Origin of the sequence: Pedococcus ginsenosidimutans, assembly GCF_039544395.1 — a bacterium.
GTDB lineage: Bacteria > Actinomycetota > Actinomycetes > Actinomycetales > Dermatophilaceae > Pedococcus > Pedococcus ginsenosidimutans.
Window position 1 is genome coordinate 430,015 of record NZ_BAABLO010000004.1, and the last position, 19,847, is coordinate 449,861.

Here is a 19,847-nt window from a genome sequence, read left to right on the forward strand (position 1 = left end):
TGCTCCCCTCGGCCGAGCAGCGCGGCTAGAGCATGACGAGGTCGTCGCGGTGGACGACCTCGCGCTCGTACCCGGGCCCGAGCTCCTTGGCCAGGTCGCGAGTGGAGCGTCCGAGCATCCCCGGCAGCTCGGCCGAGGTGTAGTTGACCAGGCCGCGGGCGATGACCTGGCCCTCGGGGCCGCACAGGTCGACCGCGTCGCCGTCGGCGAAGGTTCCTTCGACGGCCGTGATGCCGGCAGGCAGCAGCGACGTGCGCCGCTCGGTCACCGCTCGCACCGCGCCCGGGTCGAGCAGGAGGCGTCCCCGCGGCGTCGTGGCGTGGGCCAGCCACAGCTTGCGCGAGGTGCGTCGCGAGCCGGACGGCACGAACACGGTCCCCACGTCCTCGCCGCCGAGGGCAGCCCGGATGCGGGAGGCGCTGGTGAGCACCGTCGTGATGCCGGCGGCGTTGGCGATGGTGGCGGCCTCGACCTTGGTCAGCATCCCGCCGCTGCCCACGCTCGAACCCGTGCCACCGATGTCGAGCCGGTCGAGCCCCACTCCCCCGACGACCGAGGGCACGCGGGAGCTGCCCGCACGGCTCGGCGGCCCGTCGTAGAGGGCGTCGACGTCGGTGAGCAGCAGCAGCCCGTCGGCGTGCACGAGGTGGGCCACCAGCGCCGCGAGCCGGTCGTTGTCGCCGAACCGGATCTCCTGCGTCGCCACCGTGTCGTTCTCGTTGACGATCGGCACGATGCCGAGCTCGAGCAGGCGGTCGAGGGTCCGCTTGGCGTTGGTGTAGTGCGACCGCCGCGTCACGTCGTCGGCGGTGAGCAGGACTTGGCCGACGGTCAGGCCGTGGGCACCGAAGGCGCGCTGGTAGGCAGCCACGAGGGCTCCCTGCCCCACGCTCGCCGCGGCCTGCTGCGTGGCGAGGTCACCGGGCCGCCGCGCCAGGCCGAGGGGCCCGATACCAGCAGCGATGGCACCCGAGGAGACCAGAACGACCTGCTGGCCCGCGAGGCGACGGGTCGCCAACGCGTCGACGAGCTCGACCAGCCGGCCCTCGTCGAGGGAGCCGTCGCCCGGGGCCGTCAGGGACGACGACCCGACCTTGACCACCAGGCGACGGGCGCGAGCCACGTCGCGCCGGCGGTCTGCGGCGGTCATGCGTCGGCGTCCTCGTCCTTCGCCGTGGCCCAGTGGCCGGCACGGCGCTCGGCGGCGAGCTCGTCACGGGCGGCCGTGCGGGCGGCACGCCGGTCGGCGTAGTCGGCGCGCTTGTCCTCGCGGGTGGGCCGGGACGACGTGTCGAGCCGCAGGTCGGTCCCCCGCTGGCCGAGCAGCTCGGCGCCGGCGACCAGGGTGGGCTCCCAGTCGAAGACGACCGCGTTGTCCTTGGGGCCGATGAGGACGGTCGCACCGGCCACCGCACCGGCGGCGAACAGCGCCTCCTCGACACCGAGGCGCCCCAGGCGGTCGGCGAGGTAGCCGACGGCCTCGTCGTTGGAGAAGTCGGTCTGGCGGACCCAGCGGGTGGGGCGCTCGCCCTCGATGCGGAAGACCTCGCCGTCGGCGGTGTTCTCCCTGACGACCTTGAAGCCACTGTCGTCCACGGATCGCGGCCGGATCACCACGCGCTGCGGGACGGCCGTGGCCGCCTCCAGCTCTGCGCGGGCCTCGCCCACGTGGCGCGCCAGGGCGAAGGTCAGCTCACGCAGCCCGGTGTGGGCGACGGCCGAGACGACGAACACCTCGATGCCGCGGGCCTCGAGGTCCGGCTTGACCATCTCGGCCAGCTCGTGGGCCTCCGGGACGTCGGCCTTGTTGAGGACGACGATGCGGGTGCGCTCGGCGAGGGGGCGGCCCCCGAGGCTCTCGTCCGGCACGTACTGCGCCAGCTCCTGCTCGATGACGTCGAGGTCGGTCATGGGGTCGCGGCCGGGCTCGAGGGTGGCGCAGTCGATGACGTGCACCAGCACCGAGCAGCGCTCGACGTGGCGCAGGAACTCCAGGCCGAGGCCCTTGCCCTGGCTCGCGCCGGGGATCAGCCCGGGCACGTCGGCGACGGTGAAGCGGAACTGCCCCGCCTGGACGACGCCGAGGTTGGGGACGAGGGTCGTGAAGGGGTAGTCGGCGATCTTGGGCCGGGCGGCGGACAGCACCGACACCAGCGACGACTTGCCCGCGGACGGGAACCCGATGAGGGCGACGTCGGCGAGGGACTTGAGCTCGAGCACGATGTCGAGGGCGTCACCGGGCTCGCCGAGCAGCGCGAAGCCGGGGGCCTTGCGGCGGGCCGAGGCCAGCGCCTTGTTGCCGAGGCCACCACGTCCGCCACGGGCGGCGACGAACTCCGCGTCCTGGCCCACGAGGTCGGCCAGGACCTCCCCGGAGCCGTCCTTGACGACGGTGCCGGCCGGGACGGGCAGCACCAGGTCGTCGCCGTCGGCGCCGTTGCGCTCGTCACCGGCGCCGGGCTTGCCGTTGGTGGCCTTGCGGTGGGGGTGGTGGTGGTAGTCGAGCAGGGTGGTGGCCTGCGGGTCGACCCGCAGGACGACGTCACCGCCCCGGCCACCGTTGCCGCCGTCGGGGCCGCCGAGGGGCTTGAACTTCTCGCGCTTGACGGAGGCGACACCGTGGCCACCGTCGCCGGCGGCGACGTGCAGCACGACGCGGTCGACGAACGTGGTCATGGGGCTCTTCTCTCTGCTCTGGTCTGGCGTCCCCGACTGGCGTCAGGGGTCGTGCTGGGGGGACGTACGGAGGGGGCGGGCCTGGTGCAGGCCCGCCCCCTCCGAGGGGGTACGCCGCGTGGCCGGGCCACGCGGCGTACCGAAAGTCAGCTGGCGTCCGCGGTCGCGACCGGGACGATGTTGACGACCTTGCGACGACGCTTGGTGCCGAACTCCACGTTGCCCGCGACGAGCGCGAACAGCGTGTCGTCGCCGCCACGGCCGACGCCCTCACCGGGGTGGAAGTGCGTGCCGCGCTGGCGGACGATGATCTCGCCCGCGTTGACGAGCTGGCCGCCGAAGCGCTTCACGCCGAGTCGCTGTGCGTTGGAGTCGCGACCGTTGCGGGTCGAGGACGCACCCTTCTTGTGTGCCATGTCAGTGCCTGCCTTCTCTGAGGTCTCTGGTGGTCGAAAAGGTGCCGGACTCAGGCGTCGATCGAGGTGATCTTGACCTGGGTCAGGTGCTGACGGTGGCCCTGACGCTTCCGGTAGCCGGTCTTGTTCTTGTACTTCATGATCGTGATCTTGGGGCCCTTGGCGGGCTTGACGACCTCGGCCTTGACGGACACCTTGGCGAGCTTGGCGGCGTCGCTGGTGACGGTGGAGCCGTCGACCACGAGGAGCGGCGTCAGGTCGATGCTGTCACCGGGCTTGCCGGAGACCTTGTCGATGATGAGGACATCGCCGACGGAGACCTTCTCCTGGCGACCACCAGCGCGAACAATCGCGAACACGTGAATCTCTTTCCTACTTCGGGAGGCACGCGCTCTCTGTCTGGACCGTCCGATAGCTACCCGCGCTTGACCGGAGCCAAGACACGGACATCAGAGCGGTGGGCGCACCAAGGGACAAAGATACCGGGTGGGTGCCCTGCCGACCAAACCGGCTCGACAGGGGCTCCCCCAGCACGATCAGGAGGTGGGGGCCACCTCGGCGGAGGCCTCGGCGGAGACCTCGACCGCGTCCTCGCCGACCGGGCGCGGCGGCCCGGCGGGGGCCACCACCCGGCCGCGCTTGCGACGCTTCGGCGCGGCCGGCGCCTGCGCGGCGGGAGCGGGTGCGGACACCTGCTGCTCGGCGGGCTCGCCGTCAGCGGAGGCGGGCTGCTCGGGGGCTGCGGTCGGCTCCTCGCGGCGCTCGGGCGCGCTCGGCGCCTCCGCGGCCGGCGGGGACACGGGAGCGTCCTGGTCTGCAGCCTCGTGCACCTCGACCACCGGCTCGTCCTGCCCGGGGACCGCGAGGAGTGCTTCCTCGTCGTGGTGCTCACCGGCCGACTTCAGGGCCGCGGCGTGGGCGGCTGCGGCGATCTGGGCGGGGGTCGGGCCGTGGTGCACCGGGGCCGCCTGCGCCTGCGCCGGAGCCTGCTCCTGCGAGCCACCCGACCGGCCGCGACGGCCGCGCGAGCTGCCAGCGGCGTTCCCGCCACTGTTGCCGCCGTTGCCGCTGCCGCTGCCGCCGTTGGTGCCGCCGCCGTTGCCACGCTGGGACTGGCCGCCACCCTCGCCGCCGGAAGGCTTGTCGACCGGGTCGGCGTGGACGATGATGCCGCGCCCACCGCAGTGCTCGCAGTTCTCCGAGAAGATCTCGATGAGGCCGGAGCCGACCCGCTTGCGCGTCATCTGCACGAGGCCGAGCGAGGTGACCTCGGCGACCTGGTGCTTGGTGCGGTCACGGCCCAGGCACTCCAGCAGTCGCCGCACGACGAGGTCGCGGTTGCTCTCCAGCACCATGTCGATGAAGTCGATGACGATGATGCCGCCGATGTCACGCAGTCGCAGCTGCCGGACGATCTCCTCGGCCGCCTCGATGTTGTTCTTGGTGACGGTCTCCTCGAGGTTGCCCCCGGAGCCGACGAACTTGCCGGTGTTGACGTCGACGACCGTCATGGCCTCGGTGCGGTCGATGACCAGCGAGCCACCCGACGGCAGCCACACCTTGCGGTCCATGGCCTTGGCGATCTGCTCGTCCACGCGGTAGTGCGTGAAGAGGTCCTCCTCGGAGGTCCACTTGTGCAGCCGCTCCGCGAGGTCGGGGGCGACGTCACCGAGGTAGTCGCTGACCTCGCCGTACGCCTGGTCACCGGCGACGACGAGCGAGGTGAAGTCCTCGTTGAAGACGTCACGGATGACGCGGACGGTGAGGTCGGGCTCGCCGTGGACGAGCACCGGAGCACCGCCCTTGCCCTTGCCGCCGGACTTGGAGTCGGCCTTGGCCTGGATCTTCTCCCAGGTCCGGGTGAGCCGCTCGACGTCGGCGCGCAGCTCCTCCTCGCTCGCACCCTCGGCGGCGGTGCGCACGATGACACCGGCGCGGTCCGGCACGACCTCCTTGAGGATGCCCTTGAGGCGGGCACGCTCGGTGTCGGGCAGCTTGCGGGAGATCCCGGTCATGCTGCCCTCGGGCACGTAGACGAGGTAGCGGCCGGGCAGCGAGATCTGGCTGGTGAGGCGAGCACCCTTGTGGCCGATGGGGTCCTTGGTGACCTGCACCAGCACGGAGTCGCCGGACTTCAGGGCGTTCTCGATGCGCTTGGGCTGGTTGTTGTCCAGGCCGGCGGCGTCCCAGTTGACCTCGCCGGCGTAGAGGACGGCGTTGCGGCCCTTGCCGATGTCGACGAACGCGGCCTCCATCGAGGGCAGGACGTTCTGGACGCGGCCGAGGTAGATGTTGCCCGCCATCGAGGCGTTGGTCTCCCGCGAGACGTAGTGCTCGACGAGCACGCCGTCCTCGAGGACGCCGATCTGGGTGCGGCCCTCGCGCTCACGCACGACCATGACGCGCTCGACGCTCTCGCGCCGGGCCAGGAACTCCGCCTCGGTGATGATGGTGCGGCGGCGCCCGGCCTCACGACCCTCGCGACGACGCTGCTTCTTGGCCTCGAGCCGGGTCGAGCCCTTGACGCTCTGCGGCTCGTCGCTCTGGCGGCGGGCCTCCCGGACCTTGGTGACGGTGCCGGGCGGGTCGTCCCCCTCGCCGGAGGAGCCGCTGCGGCGGCGCCGGCGGCGACGGCGGGTGGAGGTGCCCTCGGCGTCGCCGGCCTGCTCGTCGTCGCCCTCGGGGCCGTGCTGCTCGTCCTCGGCGTCGGCCTCGGAGGTGGCGTCGGTCGACTCGGCGTCGCCCTGGCCGCGACCGCGACCGCGTCCCTTGCCCCCACGACGGCGCCGACGGCGGCCGCCCTCGGAGGTGGAGTCGTCGCCCGAGTCGTCGGACGTGGAGTCGTCGGAGCCGCGGCCCTCTGCGGCCTCGCCCGGGTCCTCGGCGGTGACGGGGCCCGTGGCCTCGTCGGTCGTCTCCTCGGCGTTCCTGTCCTCGGCGTTCCTGTCCTCGGCGCTCCTGCCCCGGCCACGCCCGCGACCGCGACCACGACCCCGGCTCGGGCGCTCGGGCTGCGCGTCCTCGTCGCGGTGGGCCCCGCGCTCGTCGTCGGCCGGCTCGCTCGGCTCGGTCGGCTCGGTCGGCGCGACGGGGGCCTGGACGGCGGGCGCCTCGGCCGGGGCCGGCGCTCCCGCGGCGGCGCTGGCACGGCGACGGCGCGGTGCGGCCTTGGCCGGGTCCGGGGGCTGGAAGATGAGGCCGAAGCTCGGCGCGGTGGCCGCAGCGGCAGCCTCCTGCGCGGCAGCCTCCTGCGCGGCAGCCTCCTGCGCGGCTGCCTCCTGGGCAGCCGCCTCGGCGGCGGCCTCCGCCTCCTCGTCGGTCTCGGCGGCGGTGATGGCGTCGTCCAGCGTGGCTGCGGGCTCCGGGAGCGCGCCCTCGTCGACGACCGCAGCGCCCTCGGCCACCGGCCCAGCGACGGGCTCTTCGACCGGCTCCGCAACGGGCTCGGCCACGGCCTTCGCGGAAGCGCGCTTGCTCGTGGCCTTCTTCGCGGCCTTCTTGGCCGCGGCCTTCTTGGTCGCCTTCTTCGCGGGGGCCGGCGCCGCTTCGGCGTCGGTGGCCGCCAGGGGGAGGTCGGTCGCCTCGTGCGCCGCCTCGGCGTCCGTCACGACGACGTCGACCCCCTCGGGGGCGGGAGCAGAGGCCTTCTTGGTCGCGCGGCGGTGGGCGCGCTTGCGGGCGGGGGCCTTGGCAGGGGCAGCAGCCCCGGTGCCCTGCTCGGGCGCGTCCGGCGCGGCCGCGGGCGACGCCTGTGCTTCCGAGCCGTCGGTGGTGGGGATCTGGTCTTCCGTGGAGGCCATCTCGGCGTCCTTCCGTCACCCACGGGGCGAGGGCCACACCCGAGGGTCCGGGTGGACCCTCCGATCAGCCACGTGGTGCGCGGTGCGTGCAGTCGTGTCGGCAACGGGTGCTGTCGGCACGGAAGTCGGTTGGGCTACGTCCGACGAGGCTCGCGCAGGTCGCGCGGCACCAGGTCAGGCGCCGTCGGCGTCCTCGTCGGCAGCCAGTGGATCAGCCACCCCGGCGGTTGCGGTGTGCAGCGGGCCTTGCGCCAGTCGGGTCACCAGGGGTGGTGTCGGTGGTGCCAGCTCCGTTACTGCTCGCAGCGCGGTCAGGACGTCGTCGGGGCGTACGGCCGGTGTGGTGTGCCGTACGACCACCCGAAGTATCGCACAGTCGGCCCGCTTCGACGGCTCGACATCCACCGACACGAGCGCGGACCTCACGTCGAAGGTCCGTGGACCCGTCTTGAACGTCCTAGTGACCTCCACCCGCTCGTGCGCGAGCAACGTGTCGGCCGCCCTGCGCAGCTCCTCGGCGGTGACCCCCTGGAAGTCGATCACCCAATCGCTGGCCTGGAGGCGGTCGGCGAGCGAGCCCGGAGCCGCCTCGACGACCTCGAGCACGTCGAGGCCCTCCGGGAGCGCCTCGTCGAGGGCCACCCGCAGCGACTCGGGGTCGACCCGCTCGGTCACCGAGACCTCGAAGTACTCGGCCTCGCTGGCGGTGCCCGTGGGCGCGGCGTTGGCGTAGCTCACCTTCGGGTGGGGGTGGAAGCCGGCGGAGAACGCCATCGGCACCCCGGCCCGGCGCAGCGCACGCTCGAGGGCACGCTGGAAGTCCCTGGTCGAGGAGAAGCGCAGGCGTCCCCGCTTGGCGTACCTCACCCGGAGCTTCTGCACCGCCGGTGCGGGGGCGGGGCCTTCGGGGACGCGCTGACGAGCCATGGGGCGCAAGCCTAGGGGCGTAGCCCTCCACCTACGGAATCCGCACTCGCCTGCGACGCCGGTACGGCGCCCCTACCGTGGCACCATGGCCACCCTCGACCGCTCCAGGCTCGCGTCCCTCCTCGCCGCCGAGCAGGCGACGTACACCGACCGCCACCCCCGCAGCCGCGACCTGTTCGCCGCGGCCGACAACCTCTTCGGCCGGGTGCCGATGACCTGGATGAACATGTGGACGGGCGGGTTCCCCCTCTACCTCGACCACGCCACCGGCAACCGCATCACCGACGTCGACGGGCACACCTACGTCGACTTCGCGCTCGGCGACACCGGCGCGATGGCCGGGCACTCCCCCGCCCCCACGGTGGCCGCCGTGCAGCGCCGGGCGGGCGAGCTCGGCGGCATCACCACGATGCTGCCCACCGAGGACGCGCAGTGGGTCGGCGCCGAGCTCGAGCGCCGGTTCGGCCTGCCGCTGTGGAGCTTCACGCTGTCGGCCACGGACGCGAACCGGTGGGCCATCCGCCTCGCGCGCCTCGCCACCGGCAGGCCCAAGGTGCTCGTCTTCGCCTACTGCTACCACGGCTCGGTCGACGAGGCCTTCGCCCTCCCGGGCCCGGACGGCAAGGCCGAGAGCCGCCCCGGCAACGTCGCTCCCCCGGTCGACCTCGACCTCACCACCCGCGTCGCGACGTGGAACGACCTGGCGTCGGTCGAGGCGGCACTCGCCCACGGCGACGTCGCCGCGGTGCTCACCGAGCCGGCCCTGACCAACATCGGGATCGTGCTGCCCGAGGACGGCTTCCTCGCGGGCGTGCGGGAGCTCGCGACGCGGTACGGCGCGCTGCTCATGGTCGACGAGACCCACACCTTCTCCACCGGCTGGGGCGGGGCCACCCGCGCCTGGGGGCTGGAGCCGGACATCTTCGTCATCGGGAAGTCGATCGGCGGCGGCATCCCCTGCGGCGCCTACGGCATCACCACGGAGGTCGCGGCGGCGGTGACGCGGCACACCGAAGCCGGCGACGCCGACATCGTCGACGTGGGCGGCGTCGGCGGCACCCTCGCCGGCAACGCGCTGTCGACCGCTGCCATGCGGGCCACCCTGGGCGAGGTCCTCACGGAGGAGGCGTTCGCGCACATGACCGGGCTCGCGACCGCCTTCACCGCCGGGGTGCAGCAGACCCTCGACGAGCTCGACGTCCCCTGGAGCATCAGCCAGCTCGGGGCGCGGGCCGAGTACCGCTTCGCCCGTCCAGCCCCCCGCACGGGCGAGAAGTCCGCCGCGGCGGCCGACGAGGAGCTCGACGCCTACCTCCACCTGGCCCTGTGCAACCGGGGCATCCTCATGACGCCCTTCCACAACATGGCCCTGATGTGCCCCGAGACGTCCCGTGAGGACGTCGACCGGCACACGGCGGTGTTCCGCGAGGTCGTCGGCGCGCTCTTCGCCTGAGGGGATCGACCCGCCCCGGTGGTCACCGCCGGGAGCCCCGACCGCTCGGCGCACGGCCCGGATTGTCCGGTGACGCTGATCGGGGCCCGGCGTAACTTCGAGAACTGGACCACTTCAGCACGAAGCGGCCGCTGCGACAGATGCGGAGGGTTCAGCGTGTTCATCCAGATCATCCAGGGAAGGTGTCGGGACGCGGAGCAGGTGCACCGGCTGACCGACGAGTGGCGCGAGACGATGGGGCCGACGGCCGAGGGCTGGCTCGGCGGCACCTACGGCATCACCGACGAGGGCGAGTTCGTCGCCGTGGTGCGGTTCGAGAGCCGCGAGGCCGCGGCCCGCAACTCCACGAAGCCCGAACAGGGCCAGTGGTTCGACCGGATGAGGGCCTGCTTCGACGGCGACGTGGTCTTCCACGACTGCGACGACGCCGTGATGTTCCTCGACGGCGGCTCGGACGACGCCGGGTTCGTCCAGGTCATGCAGGGCCGCGTGGCGGACCCCACGGCGTTCCGGCACTTCATGGAGCAGCCCATGGACGTCCTGCACGAGCAGCGCCCGGAGATCATCGGCGGCACGATCGCCATGGAGCCCGACGGCTGGTTCACCGAGACCGTGGCTTTCCGCAGCGAGGCCGAGGCCCGCGTGGGCGAGGGCAAGCCGATGCCCGAGGACGCCCGGCAGCAGTGGGAGGAGCAGATGGCGGCCATGACCGACCTGCGCTACCTCGACCTGCACTCCCCGTGGTTCGCCAGCAGCATGGCGGCGGGTGTCCGTACGGCTTCGGAGCCGATGGCCTGAACGTGCGCCGCCCGCTCGCCGGGCCTTGGGCCTGGGCGAGCGGGCGGCAGTGCTGGGGGCTCTCCGCACGAGCGACCCCAGCGGCTCCGGTGGGGAGGTGAAGGGTCCCACCCACCGGCATGTGTGCGGTCGGGAGGAATCGACCGCGTACACCACGTGCGCCCGGGGACCGGTGGTGACCGCTCACCGGGTGCACCACCATTCGACACCTCCGGCCGGGGCGGCCCCGATGACAAATGTCACCGATCCTGAGAGCGCCTCTCAGCCAGGACTCAGTGTGCGTGTGCCTCGAGCATCGCGTCGCGGCCCGAGCCCAGGACGGTGAGCGGGAGCAGCGTCTTCCCGGTCGGCCCGGTCTCGATCGAGGTGTTCATCTGGGGGCAGACCCCACAGTCGAAGCACGGGGTCCAGCGGCAGTCGTCGACCTCGGTCTCGTCGAGGGCGTCCTGCCAGTCGGCCCACAGCCACTCCTTGTCGAGACCCGAGTCGATGTGGTCCCAGGGCAGCACCTCGGACTCGCCGCGGTCACGCGTGGTGTACCAGGCGACGTCCACCGGTAGCTCGGCGAGCGCCGTCTCCGCCGCGGTCATCCAGCGCTCGTAGGAGAAGTGCTCGCTCCACCCGTCGAACCGGCCGCCGTCGCGCCACACCTGCTCGATGACCCTGCCCACTCGGCGGTCACCGCGCGACAGCAGTCCCTCGACGATGCCGGGCTTGCCGTCGTGGTAGCGGAACCCGATCGAGGAGCCGTAACGGCGGTCGGAGCGGATCGCCTCGCGCAGCTTGGCCAGGCGGGCGTCGGTCTCCTCGGCGCCGAGCTGGCCGCACCACTGGAACGGCGTGTGCGGCTTGGGCACGAACCCACCGATCGACACGGTGCAGCGGATGTCGCGGCGACCGCTGACCTGGCGGCCCGTCTCGATGACCTTCTTGGCCAGCTCGGCGATCTGGAGCACGTCGTCGTCGGTCTCGGTCGGCAGGCCGCACATGAAGTAGAGCTTCACCTGACGCCAGCCCGCGCCGTACGCAGCCGCGACGGTGTTGATGAGGTCCTCCTCGGACACCATCTTGTTGATGACCTTGCGGATCCGCTCGCTGCCGCCCTCGGGCGCGAACGTCAGGCCCGAGCGTCGGCCGTTGCGGGTCAGCTCGTTGGCGAGGTCGATGTTGAACGCGTCGACGCGGGTGGAGGGCAGGGACAGCCCCGTCTGGGTGCCCTCGTAGCGGTCGGCGAGGCCCTTGGTGATGTCGGCGATCTCGGAGTGGTCGGCCGAGCTCAGGGAGAGCAGGCCCACCTCCTCGAAACCCGTCGCGGCGAGCCCGCGCTCCACCATCTCGCCGATGCCGGTGATGCTCCGCTCCCGGACGGGACGCGTGATCATGCCGGCCTGGCAGAAGCGGCAGCCGCGGGTGCAGCCACGGAAGATCTCGACGGACATGCGCTCGTGGACCGACTCCGCGAGCGGCACCAACGGCTGCTTCGGGTAGGGCCACGCGTCGAGGTCCATGACGGTGTGCTTGGCGACCCGCCACGGCACACCCGTCGCGTCGGCCCTCGGGGCCACCCGCTGGATCCGGCCGTCGGGCAGGTAGGACACGTCGTACAGCGACGGCACGTAGACGCCGCCGGTGCGCGCGAGCCGCAGCAGCAGCTCGGCGCGGCCACCCGGGCGACCCTGGGCCTTCCAGGCGCCGATGAGGTCGGTGACCGCGAGGACGGCCTCCTCGCCGTCGCCGACGATGGCGGCGTCGACGAAGTCGGCGATCGGCTCGGGGTTGAACGCGGCGTGGCCGCCGGCAACGACGATCGGGTCCTCGTCGGTGCGGTCGACCGCGTGCAGCGGGATGCCCGCGAGGTCGAGCGCGGTGAGCATGTTGGTGTAGCCGAGCTCGGTGGAGAACGACATCCCGAGCACGTCGAAGTCGCGGACACTGCGGTGCGCGTCGACGGTGAACTGCGGCACCGCGCGCTCACGCATGAGGGCCTCGAGGTCGGGCCACACGGCATACGTGCGCTCGGCGAGGGCGTCCTCGCGCTCGTTCAGCACCTCGTACAGGATCATGACGCCCTGGTTGGGCACCCCCACCTCGTAGGCGTCGGGGTACATCAGCGCCCAGCGGGTGGTGAGCTCCTCGCCGCCGGGTCCGTGCCCGCCGCAGTCCCAGTCCTTGACGGTGGAGTTGAGCTCGCCACCGACGTACTGGATGGGCTTGCTGACCTGCTCGAGCAGGGGCTCGAGGCGGGCGAAGACGGACTGTCCTGGGGTGTGCTCCATGATCTGCCAAGGGTAACCGGCGGGCGCCCGCACGCCGAAAACGCCGAGCACCGGCTCAGGCCCCTCCCAGCGAGCGTCCGTATGGTGCTCGGATGCGTGTGTCCTCCGTCCGGATCATTGCCGCCTTCGGGCTGGCCCTCATGCTGCTGGGTGCCATCCAGGGCATGGGCCGGCACCAGGGGGCATCGGTGACGACCCACCACGCCCCGTCCGCGGTGCGTGACCACCACGCCACGTGAGGCGCCGGTGGACGGCCGTGCTCGGCCTCGTGACCTCGGTGGCGCTGCTCGCGGGATGTGGGCAGCGCGGCACCGACCTCTCCCCGGCGGCGGCCACCGCGACTCGCTCCACGGCGACGACCCCTTCGGTGCCGTCGACGACGGCACCCACCAGCACGGCACCGTCGACCACTCCGCCGGCCACGACGCCGACCACGACGGCGCCCAGCCCCACCCCCACGCCGCACGTCGTCGTGGGGCTCGGCGACTCGGTCACCTCCGGGTACGCGTGCGGGTGCACCGACTTCGTGCGGCTGTACGCCACGATGTTGGGGGCGAGGGCCGGACACCCCGTGCGGCCGGTCAACCTCGGCGTGAGCGGCCTGACGACGACCACCCTCGGGACGCAGCTGTCGGCCCCGCAGACCACCGCCGCGCTCTCGCAGGCGGACGTCGTCGTGGTGACGATCGGCGCCAACGACCTCAGCCCGCTCGTCAGCCAGTGGCAGCACGGCGGCTGCGGCACGACGTGCATGCAGAAGGCCTCGCGCGACGCCGGGGCCGGCGTGGCCGCGGCCCTCGCCCGGGTGCGGGCGACGACCCCGGCGCACGCCCGGATCCTCGTCACCACCTACTGGAACGTCTTCGAGGACGGCGACGTCGCCGACGCCGACTTCGGCCCCGGCTTCGCACAGTGGAGCGACGCGGTGACCCGATCAGCCAACGCAGCCATCCGGGCCGCGGCCACCGCGGACGGCGACCAGGTGGTCGACCTCTACGCGCCGTTCGAGGGCGACGGCGACCGCAACCCGACCGACCTGCTGGCCGACGACGGCGACCACCCGAACGCCGCCGGGCACCGCCTCATCGCCCGCACCCTGCTGGCGGCCAGCACCGGGTGACCCCACCCGCAGCTGCGGAGGGCGCTCCGCGGCGGCGGGTCGGTGGGGCGTGGGCCGGCGGAGCGGTTGCACTGGAGGGCTGTGGGGTGGTGCCCGACGGCGGCATACTGGCCGCGTGGCGACCAGCCGCGTCGGGCAGGCGATGGATGCCGTGCACCGGGTGGGGTTCCTGCCGGCTGACCAGCGCCAGCACGGCGACCTCGACGTGCCGCTGCCCATCGGCTGGGGCCAGACCAACAGCCAGCCGACGACCGTGCGGCAGATGCTGGAGCTGCTCGACGTGCGCCCCGGCGACCGGGTGCTCGACGTGGGAGCCGGGTCCGGCTGGACGACCGCCCTGCTGGCGTGGCTCACCGGCCCGACGGGGCAGGTGGTGGGGGTCGAGCGGGTGCCGGGGCTCGTCGAGTTCGGCGCGGCCAACCTCGCGCGGGCGGACCTGCCGTGGGCCTCGCTGCAGCAGGCGAGGGCCGGCGTGCTCGGTGACCCCGACCATGCTCCCTACGACCGCATCCTCGTCTCGGCGGGAGCGCGGACGCTCCCCGAGCAGCTGGTGGCGCAGCTCGTCCCCGGAGGGGTGGTGGTGGCGCCGGTCGCGGGGCGGATGCTGCGCGCCGTACGACCGCGCTCGGGCGGGGCCCCCGAGGTCGAGGAGCACGGCTGGTACCGGTTCGTGCCGCTGGTCAGCGACCCGCCGGCCGACCCCGCCGCGTCGCCGGCGGACCGGGGGTGAACGACGGCGCCTCCCCCGGACGAGGTCCGGGAGAGGCGCCGTGAACGGGTCCGCCTAGGCGGAGTAGTGCGCGTCGAGCACGTCCTGGTACTTCGTGCTGACCGCCTTGCGCCGCAGCTTGAGGCTGGGGGTGAGGTCGCCCGCGTCGATCGACAGGTCGTGGTCGAGGATCGTGAACTTCTTGATCTGCTCCCACCGGTTGAGGTTCACGTTGAGGGTGTCGACGTAGACCTGCACCATGTCGTGCGCCTGCTTCGACGTCACGATGTCGCGGTAGGAGCCGGAGACGCCGTGGTTGGCGGCCCAGTCCCCGATGGCGTCGGGGTCGAGGGTGACCAGCGCCGTGACGAAGTTGTGGTCGGCGCCGTAGACCATGAACTGGCTGACGTAGGGGCAGATGCCCTTGAAGCTCGCCTCGATCATCGAGGGGGCGACGTACTTGCCGCTCGAGGTCTTGAAGAAGTCCTTCTTGCGGTCGGTGATCCACAGGTAGCCGCGCTCGTCCAGCCGGCCGATGTCGCCGGTGTGCAGCCAGCCGTCGGCGTCCTTGGTCTCGGCCGTGTCCTCGGGCTTGTCGTGGTAGCCCTGCATGACGCCGGGGCCCCGCAGGAGCACCTCGCCGTCCTCGGCGATCCTGGCCTCGGTGCCCGGGAGGGCCCACCCGACCGTGCCGACCTCGTTGGTGGCCGGGCGGTTGACGAACGACGCGGCGCTGGACTCGGTGAGCCCGTAGCCCTCGAGGATCGTCAGCCCGATCGAGCTGAACCAGGTCGCGACGTCGGTGTTGAGGGCAGCGGAGCCGGAGATGAAGAACCGGATGCGGCCACCGAAGCGCGCCCGCACCTTGTGCAGCACGAGCTTGTCGGCGAGGGCCAGCTTCTTCGCCGTCATGCCGGTGGGCTCCTCGCCGCGGGCACGCATCTGCGCGACCTCCCGGCCGACGCTCACCGACCAGCGGAAGAGCTTCTCCTTGAGGCCGCCCTCGGCCGCCATCATCATCGTGATCCGCGCGTAGGCCTTCTCGAAGATGCGTGGGGCCGCGCCCATGAAGGTCGGCTGCACCACGGCCAGGTTGTCGACGATCTTGTCGACCCGGCCGTCGACCGCGGTCGGGAAGCCGATCTGCAGGGGCAGGGTGAGCAGCATCTTCCCGAAGACGTGGGCCAGCGGCAGCCAGAGGTACTGCAGGTCGTCCTCGTGGAGCAGGCCCGTCGCGTCGACCGCGGCGGCGACGTAGGTCCACGAGTCGTGGGTGAGCCGCACGCCCTTGGGGCGGCCGGTCGTCCCGGAGGTGTAGATGATGGTCGCCAGCTGGTCGGCCCGGAGCGCGTCGATGCGGTCCTCGACCACCGACGGGTTGGTGGTGAGCAGCTCGACCCCCATCTGCTCGAGCTCGTCGAGGCCGATGACCCAGTCGCCGTCAGGGGTGCCGTTGAACGTGACGACCCGCGCCACGCGGGGCAGGTCGACCCGGCGGTCGCGCAGCTTGGCCACCTGCTCGTCGTCCTCGGCGAACACGACGGTGCTGCCCGAGTTGGACAGGATGTAGGAGACGTCCGGCGCGATCGTCGTGGGGTAGATCGTCGTCGTCGCCCCGCCCGCGCACATCACGGCGAGGTCGGTGAGGGCCCACTCGTACCGCGTCGACGAGGCGATCGCGACACGGTCCTCGGGACCGATGCCGAGCGCGACGAGGCCGGCAGCGAGCCGGTGCGCCCGCTCGCTCACCTGCGACCAGGTCACCGACTCCCAGAGCTCGCCCGGACCGTCTCCGACGAACCGGAAGGCCTCGCCGTTCGGGCTGGCGGCCACGCGGTCGCGGAACAGGTGCGCCACGGTCGGCGCCCGCCCCTCGATGGCAGCGGTGTTGACTCGTTCGTCCTGCGCGGTGCGGTCGTGCAGCGTGTGGGTCGACATTGACCTTCCTCGGCTCGGCGGTGGGGTTCCGTGGATAGTGCCACGCACTCCATGGTCGCGGGCGGGATCGCCGGGGAATCTGGCCGAAGGTCCCCGTTCAGCCCCCGCGGGTCGACAGGTGGACGTTGTTGACCAGCCCGACCCCGAGCCAGCAGGCGAACATCGACGACCCGCCGTAGGACAGGAACGGCAGCGGTAGACCGGTCACCGGGGTGAGCCCGAGGTTCATGCCGACGTTCTCGAACACCTGGAACAGCAGCCAGGTCGCGACCCCCACCGCCATGAGCCGGCCGAACGCGTCGCGGGCCCGGGCGGCGACCAGCACCGCGCGCAGGACGACGAAGCCGAGCAGCAGGAGCAGCCCGGCCGCGCCGAGGAACCCCAGTTCCTCCCCCGCGACCGAGAAGACGAAGTCGGTCTGCTGGAACGGGATGAAGCCGCCCTGGGTCTGGTGCCCCTGGAACAGGCCCTGGCCCTGCCAGCCGCCGGAGCCGATGGCGATCCGCACCTGCCGGGTCTGGTAGCCGATGCCCTGGGGGTCGGCCTGCGGGTCGAGGAACGCCGTCAGCCGGTCACGCTGGTAGCCGCTGAGCACCGGGGTGGTCAGCGCGAGCGTCACCGCGGCGGCGACGAGCCCGACCGACAGGGCCAGCCACCGTTTCGGGGTGCCGGCGACCGCGACCACCCCCAGCGCCACGGCGCCGAGGACCAGGGCCGAGCCCAGGTCGGGCTGCAGCAGGACGAGCACGACAGGGACCGCGGCCACCAGGGCGGCGAACGCCAGGTCGCGCAGGTCCGGCTGGGCCCCTCGGTCCAGACGCTCGCCGAGGATGATCGCCAGGCCGAGGCACAGGGCCGCCTTGGCGAGCTCGGAGGGCTGCACCGAGAAGCCGCCCGGCAGCAGGATCCACGAGTGGGAGCCGTTGACGGTCGACCCCACGGGGGTGAGGACGAGCAGGAGCCCGCCGACCGCCACGAGGTAGAGCAGCGGCGCCAGGGCCCGCAGCCGCTGGTAGCCGGTGCGCGTCACGGCTGCGGCGATGCCGACGCCGACCGCGGTCGTCAGCAGGTGCCGCAGGAGGTACGCGGAACCGGCATGGTGGCGCGTGGCCGACCAGACGAGGAGCGCACCCACCACGGACAGGCCGAGGGCCGCCACGACCAGGCCCCAGTCGCTGCGGGCCCAGAGCCCGGCGCCACCGCTGGCCCGCACCCAGAACCCGTCGCGTGTGGCGCGCTGGAGGCCGGGGCGGGACACGACGCTCAGGACGGGACGATGGAGGCCAGGACGCGACGGCAGGTCTCGACGTCGCCGGCCATCGCCTCGAGCAGCTCGTCCACCGAGTCGAAGCGCAGCGTCGGCCGGATGTGCTCGACGAACTCGACGGTGACGCGCTCGTCGTAGAGGTCGAGGTCGGTGCGGTCGAGCACGTAGGCCTCGACGGTGCGCAGGGTGCCGTCGAACGTCGGGTTGGTGCCCACGGACACCGCGCACGGCAGGGTGCGGTCGGGCTCCTGCGGCCCCAGGGTGGTCCGCGTGAGCCAGCCCGCGTAGACGCCGTCGGCGGGGACGAGCCCGAGCGCGTCGTCGGAGAGGTTGGCCGTGGGGTAGCCGAGCTCGCGGCCCCGGTGGGCCCCGTGGACGACGGTCCCGGTCATGCGGTGCGGCCGGCCGAGGATGGCTGCGGCCTCGGCGACCTCCCCGGCGGTGAGGTGGCGGCGCACGGCCGAGGACGACCAGCGCTCCGCCTCGCCGAGGTCCTCCAGCACGATGACGTCGAACCCGTGCTGCTCCCCCAGCCCGCGCAGCGTCTCGACGTCACCGGTGTAGCCGCGCCCGAACCCGCGGGTGTCGGCCCCGACGACCAGCGCCTCCACGCCGAGCGTCTCGACGAAGGTGCGGACCACGAACTCCTCGGCCGTCTGCTCCGCGAACTCCCGGGTGAAGTCGAGGACGAGCAGCCCGTCGATGCCGGTCGTCGCGAGCAGGTCGTCGCGCAGGGGCCCGGGCGTGATGAGCTCGAGGCCGTGCTCGGGGGCGAAGATCGCCGCGGGGTGCGGGTCGAAGGTCACCGCGACCGCCGGCACCCCCCGGGCGCTCCCCTCGGCGACGAGCCGCCCGAGGACGGCCTGGTGCCCGCGGTGGACACCGTCGAAGTTGCCGAAGGTCGCCACGCTGGGTCGCAGCGAGCCCGGGGTCTGGGAGGGGTCGGTCCAGCGGTGCACGGAGGACACTCTACGAACCCGCCGGGGCGAACACGACGTGCGACCTCGCTTTGGTGCCGGACTCGTCGAGCACGGCCACCAGGGTGCCGTCCGGGGCGAAGGCCGCCACCGGCTCGGTACGTCCCGGCTCGGCCGAGTCGAGGCGCTGGCCGTAGCCGATGGTGCGGGCCTGCTCCTCGGTGAGCTCGCGCACCGCGAACTGGGCGCGGGCGGCCTGCGCGAGGGGCGTCACGGGTACGGCCTCGGGCCCCTCCAGGGCGCCGAGCGCCTCCAGCGAGTGGGCCCCGTCGAGGTCGAAGGCGCCCACGCGGGTGCGCCGCAGGGCGGTGAGATGTCCACCGACCCCGAGCGCAGCGCCCAGGTCACGGGCGAGGGCACGCACGTAGGTGCCGGAGCTGACGGTCACGGCCACGTCCACGTCCAGCACGGGGACGCCCTGGGCGTCGGCGGGACGGACGTCGAGCACGTCGAAGCGGCTCACGGTCACGGGGCGGGCCGCGAGCTCGACGTCCTCGCCCGCGCGCACCCGGTGGTAGGCGCGCTCCCCCTTGACCTTGATGGCCGAGACGCTGCTCGGCACCTGCTGGAGGTCGCCGGTGAGCGCCGCGACCGCGGCGTCGAGGGCGGTCCGGGTGACCCCGTCGGCGGCCTCGGTCGCGATGACGTCGCCCTCGGCGTCGTCGGTGACGGTCGACTGCCCGAGCCGGATGGTCGCGGTGTAGTCCTTGTCGCAGCCGACGAGGAACGTCAGGAGCTTGGTGGCCCGGCCGATGCCGAGGACCAGGACCCCCGTCGCCATGGGGTCCAGGGTGCCGGCGTGCCCCACCTTGCGCGTCCCGCACAGTCGGCGCGCGCGGCCCACGACGTCGTGGCTGGTCCAGCCGGCGGGCTTGTCGACGACGAGGAGCCCGTCAGGCGCGGGCATCCGACGCCGTACCGTCCTCGTCGATGTACGGGTCGCTGTCCTCGTCGGCGTCCTCGGACGCCGCCTCGTCGCCCACGGCGCCGAGGGAGTCCTCGTCGTCCTCGTCGTCCTCGTCGCGGCGGTAGGGGTCGGCGTCGCCGGCGTACTGCGCGCCGGCAGCTGCCGCGGCCACGGCCGCGTCGCGCTCCTTGGCCTCCCGGAGGAGGTCCTCGAGGTGCGAGGCGGTCTCGGGGATGGCGTCGGCGAAGAAGTCCAGGCTCGGGGTGAGCCGGATCTGGATCTGGCCGCCGACGAACGAGCGGAGCCGGCCCTTGTTCTTCTCGAGCAGGGCGGCGGTCCTCGCGCGCTGGGCCTCGTCACCGAAGACGGTGTAGAAGACCGAGGCGTGCTGGAGGTCACCGGTCACGCGGACGTCGGTGACGGTCACGAAGCCGAGGTCGGGGTCCTTGACGATCGACTCGAGGTTGGCCGCGATGAGGACCTTGATCCGGTCGGCGATCTTGCGGGCACGTCCGGTGTCAACCATGCGCAGTCTCCTAGGTGGGGTGGTGGGGGCACCGCGGCGCCGGGGCTCGCCCCGGAC

Annotated in this window: 17 protein-coding genes; 5 read left to right on the forward strand and 12 right to left on the reverse strand. The window is 72.8% G+C overall.

The window, feature by feature from the left end; all coding sequences use genetic code 11:
- Nucleotides 1-25: 25 nt before the first annotated feature.
- The 6 genes from proB to ABEA42_RS06795 all read right to left on the reverse strand — a co-directional run bounded on the left by proB (nt 26) and on the right by ABEA42_RS06795 (nt 7,819).
- Nucleotides 26-1,150, reverse strand: a complete 1,125-nt coding sequence (proB, locus tag ABEA42_RS06770; protein ID WP_345502048.1) for a glutamate 5-kinase — start codon at nt 1,148-1,150, stop codon at nt 26-28.
- Complete coding sequence (obgE, locus tag ABEA42_RS06775; protein ID WP_345502050.1) at nt 1,147-2,676, reverse strand: GTPase ObgE; 1,530 nt, start codon at nt 2,674-2,676, stop codon at nt 1,147-1,149. Before obgE ends, proB begins: the two co-directional genes overlap by 4 nt.
- A gap of 146 nt (nt 2,677-2,822) precedes the next feature.
- Nucleotides 2,823-3,092, reverse strand: coding sequence for a 50S ribosomal protein L27 (gene rpmA, locus ABEA42_RS06780; RefSeq protein WP_056883713.1), 270 nt, complete (start codon nt 3,090-3,092; stop codon nt 2,823-2,825).
- A 50-nt stretch (nt 3,093-3,142) separates the two neighbouring features.
- Complete coding sequence (gene rplU, locus ABEA42_RS06785; RefSeq protein WP_345502053.1) at nt 3,143-3,451, reverse strand: 50S ribosomal protein L21; 309 nt, start codon at nt 3,449-3,451, stop codon at nt 3,143-3,145.
- A gap of 177 nt (nt 3,452-3,628) precedes the next feature.
- Nucleotides 3,629-6,892 carry an Rne/Rng family ribonuclease gene (locus tag ABEA42_RS06790; protein ID WP_345502054.1) on the reverse strand — a complete coding sequence of 1,088 codons (3,264 nt, stop codon included), beginning with the start codon at nt 6,890-6,892 and terminating at the stop codon, nt 3,629-3,631.
- Between the two features lie 174 nt (nt 6,893-7,066).
- Nucleotides 7,067-7,819, reverse strand: coding sequence for a TIGR03936 family radical SAM-associated protein (locus ABEA42_RS06795; RefSeq protein WP_345502055.1), 753 nt, complete (start codon nt 7,817-7,819; stop codon nt 7,067-7,069).
- A gap of 85 nt (nt 7,820-7,904) precedes the next feature.
- Between ABEA42_RS06795 and ABEA42_RS06800 the strand changes: the two genes are divergently transcribed.
- Nucleotides 7,905-9,272 carry a transaminase gene (locus tag ABEA42_RS06800; RefSeq protein WP_345502056.1) on the forward strand — a complete coding sequence of 456 codons (1,368 nt, stop codon included), beginning with the start codon at nt 7,905-7,907 and terminating at the stop codon, nt 9,270-9,272.
- Between the two features lie 156 nt (nt 9,273-9,428).
- Nucleotides 9,429-10,070, forward strand: a complete 642-nt coding sequence (locus ABEA42_RS06805) for a hypothetical protein (RefSeq protein WP_345502057.1) — start codon at nt 9,429-9,431, stop codon at nt 10,068-10,070.
- A 272-nt stretch (nt 10,071-10,342) separates the two neighbouring features.
- Here ABEA42_RS06805 and ABEA42_RS06810 read toward each other — a convergent pair whose 3' ends face one another.
- The gene (locus ABEA42_RS06810; protein ID WP_345502058.1) at nt 10,343-12,346 is read right to left on the reverse strand and encodes a TIGR03960 family B12-binding radical SAM protein; all 2,004 of its coding nucleotides are present in this window, start codon (nt 12,344-12,346) and stop codon (nt 10,343-10,345) included.
- Between the two features lie 92 nt (nt 12,347-12,438).
- On the opposite strand from ABEA42_RS06810, the gene ABEA42_RS06815 reads away from it, so the two are divergent.
- Genes ABEA42_RS06815 through ABEA42_RS06825 form a run of 3 tightly spaced genes read left to right on the forward strand, consistent with a single transcriptional unit; the run spans nt 12,439 to nt 14,196 of the window.
- Complete coding sequence (locus ABEA42_RS06815; RefSeq protein WP_345502059.1) at nt 12,439-12,585, forward strand: hypothetical protein; 147 nt, start codon at nt 12,439-12,441, stop codon at nt 12,583-12,585.
- Nucleotides 12,582-13,466 carry an SGNH/GDSL hydrolase family protein gene (locus ABEA42_RS06820; RefSeq protein WP_345502060.1) on the forward strand — a complete coding sequence of 295 codons (885 nt, stop codon included), beginning with the start codon at nt 12,582-12,584 and terminating at the stop codon, nt 13,464-13,466. The genes ABEA42_RS06815 and ABEA42_RS06820 overlap by 4 nt, the downstream gene beginning before the upstream one ends.
- Nucleotides 13,467-13,515: 49 nt before the next feature.
- Nucleotides 13,516-14,196: a protein-L-isoaspartate O-methyltransferase family protein gene (locus ABEA42_RS06825; RefSeq protein ID WP_345502061.1), complete on the forward strand. Its 681-nt coding sequence runs from the start codon at nt 13,516-13,518 to the stop codon at nt 14,194-14,196.
- Nucleotides 14,197-14,250: 54 nt separating this feature from the next.
- Here the strand turns inward: ABEA42_RS06825 and ABEA42_RS06830 are convergent, their stop codons facing one another.
- The 5 genes from ABEA42_RS06830 to rbfA all read right to left on the reverse strand — a co-directional run bounded on the left by ABEA42_RS06830 (nt 14,251) and on the right by rbfA (nt 19,790).
- On the reverse strand, nt 14,251-16,113 hold the full coding sequence (locus ABEA42_RS06830; protein WP_345502062.1) for an AMP-dependent synthetase/ligase: 1,863 nt from the start codon (nt 16,111-16,113) through the stop codon (nt 14,251-14,253).
- A 97-nt stretch (nt 16,114-16,210) separates the two neighbouring features.
- Nucleotides 16,211-17,371, reverse strand: a complete 1,161-nt coding sequence (gene rodA / locus ABEA42_RS06835; RefSeq protein ID WP_345502063.1) for a rod shape-determining protein RodA — start codon at nt 17,369-17,371, stop codon at nt 16,211-16,213.
- A gap of 5 nt (nt 17,372-17,376) precedes the next feature.
- Nucleotides 17,377-18,339: a bifunctional riboflavin kinase/FAD synthetase gene (locus ABEA42_RS06840; protein ID WP_345502064.1), complete on the reverse strand. Its 963-nt coding sequence runs from the start codon at nt 18,337-18,339 to the stop codon at nt 17,377-17,379.
- A 10-nt stretch (nt 18,340-18,349) separates the two neighbouring features.
- Nucleotides 18,350-19,264, reverse strand: coding sequence for a tRNA pseudouridine(55) synthase TruB (truB, locus tag ABEA42_RS06845; protein ID WP_345502066.1), 915 nt, complete (start codon nt 19,262-19,264; stop codon nt 18,350-18,352).
- Nucleotides 19,251-19,790, reverse strand: a complete 540-nt coding sequence (gene rbfA, locus ABEA42_RS06850) for a 30S ribosome-binding factor RbfA (protein ID WP_345502067.1) — start codon at nt 19,788-19,790, stop codon at nt 19,251-19,253. The genes truB and rbfA overlap by 14 nt, the downstream gene beginning before the upstream one ends.
- Nucleotides 19,791-19,847: the final 57 nt, after the last annotated feature.

Bases quoted from the DNA above. Each gene is read 5' to 3' on its own strand.
- ABEA42_RS06810 (WP_345502058.1), bottom strand. From the start codon at position 12,346: ATGGAGCACACCCCAGGACAGTCCGTCTTCGCCCGCCTCGAGCCCCTG.
- ABEA42_RS06815 (WP_345502059.1), top strand. From the start codon at position 12,439: ATGCGTGTGTCCTCCGTCCGGATCATTGCCGCCTTCGGGCTGGCCCTC.
- ABEA42_RS06830 (WP_345502062.1), bottom strand. From the start codon at position 16,113: ATGTCGACCCACACGCTGCACGACCGCACCGCGCAGGACGAACGAGTC.
- ABEA42_RS06790 (WP_345502054.1), bottom strand. From the start codon at position 6,892: ATGGCCTCCACGGAAGACCAGATCCCCACCACCGACGGCTCGGAAGCA.
- truB (WP_345502066.1), bottom strand. From the start codon at position 19,264: ATGCCCGCGCCTGACGGGCTCCTCGTCGTCGACAAGCCCGCCGGCTGG.
- obgE (WP_345502050.1), bottom strand. From the start codon at position 2,676: ATGACCACGTTCGTCGACCGCGTCGTGCTGCACGTCGCCGCCGGCGAC.
- rpmA (WP_056883713.1), bottom strand. From the start codon at position 3,092: ATGGCACACAAGAAGGGTGCGTCCTCGACCCGCAACGGTCGCGACTCC.
- rbfA (WP_345502067.1), bottom strand. From the start codon at position 19,790: ATGGTTGACACCGGACGTGCCCGCAAGATCGCCGACCGGATCAAGGTC.
- ABEA42_RS06795 (WP_345502055.1), bottom strand. From the start codon at position 7,819: ATGGCTCGTCAGCGCGTCCCCGAAGGCCCCGCCCCCGCACCGGCGGTG.
- proB (WP_345502048.1), bottom strand. From the start codon at position 1,150: ATGACCGCCGCAGACCGCCGGCGCGACGTGGCTCGCGCCCGTCGCCTG.
- ABEA42_RS06800 (WP_345502056.1), top strand. From the start codon at position 7,905: ATGGCCACCCTCGACCGCTCCAGGCTCGCGTCCCTCCTCGCCGCCGAG.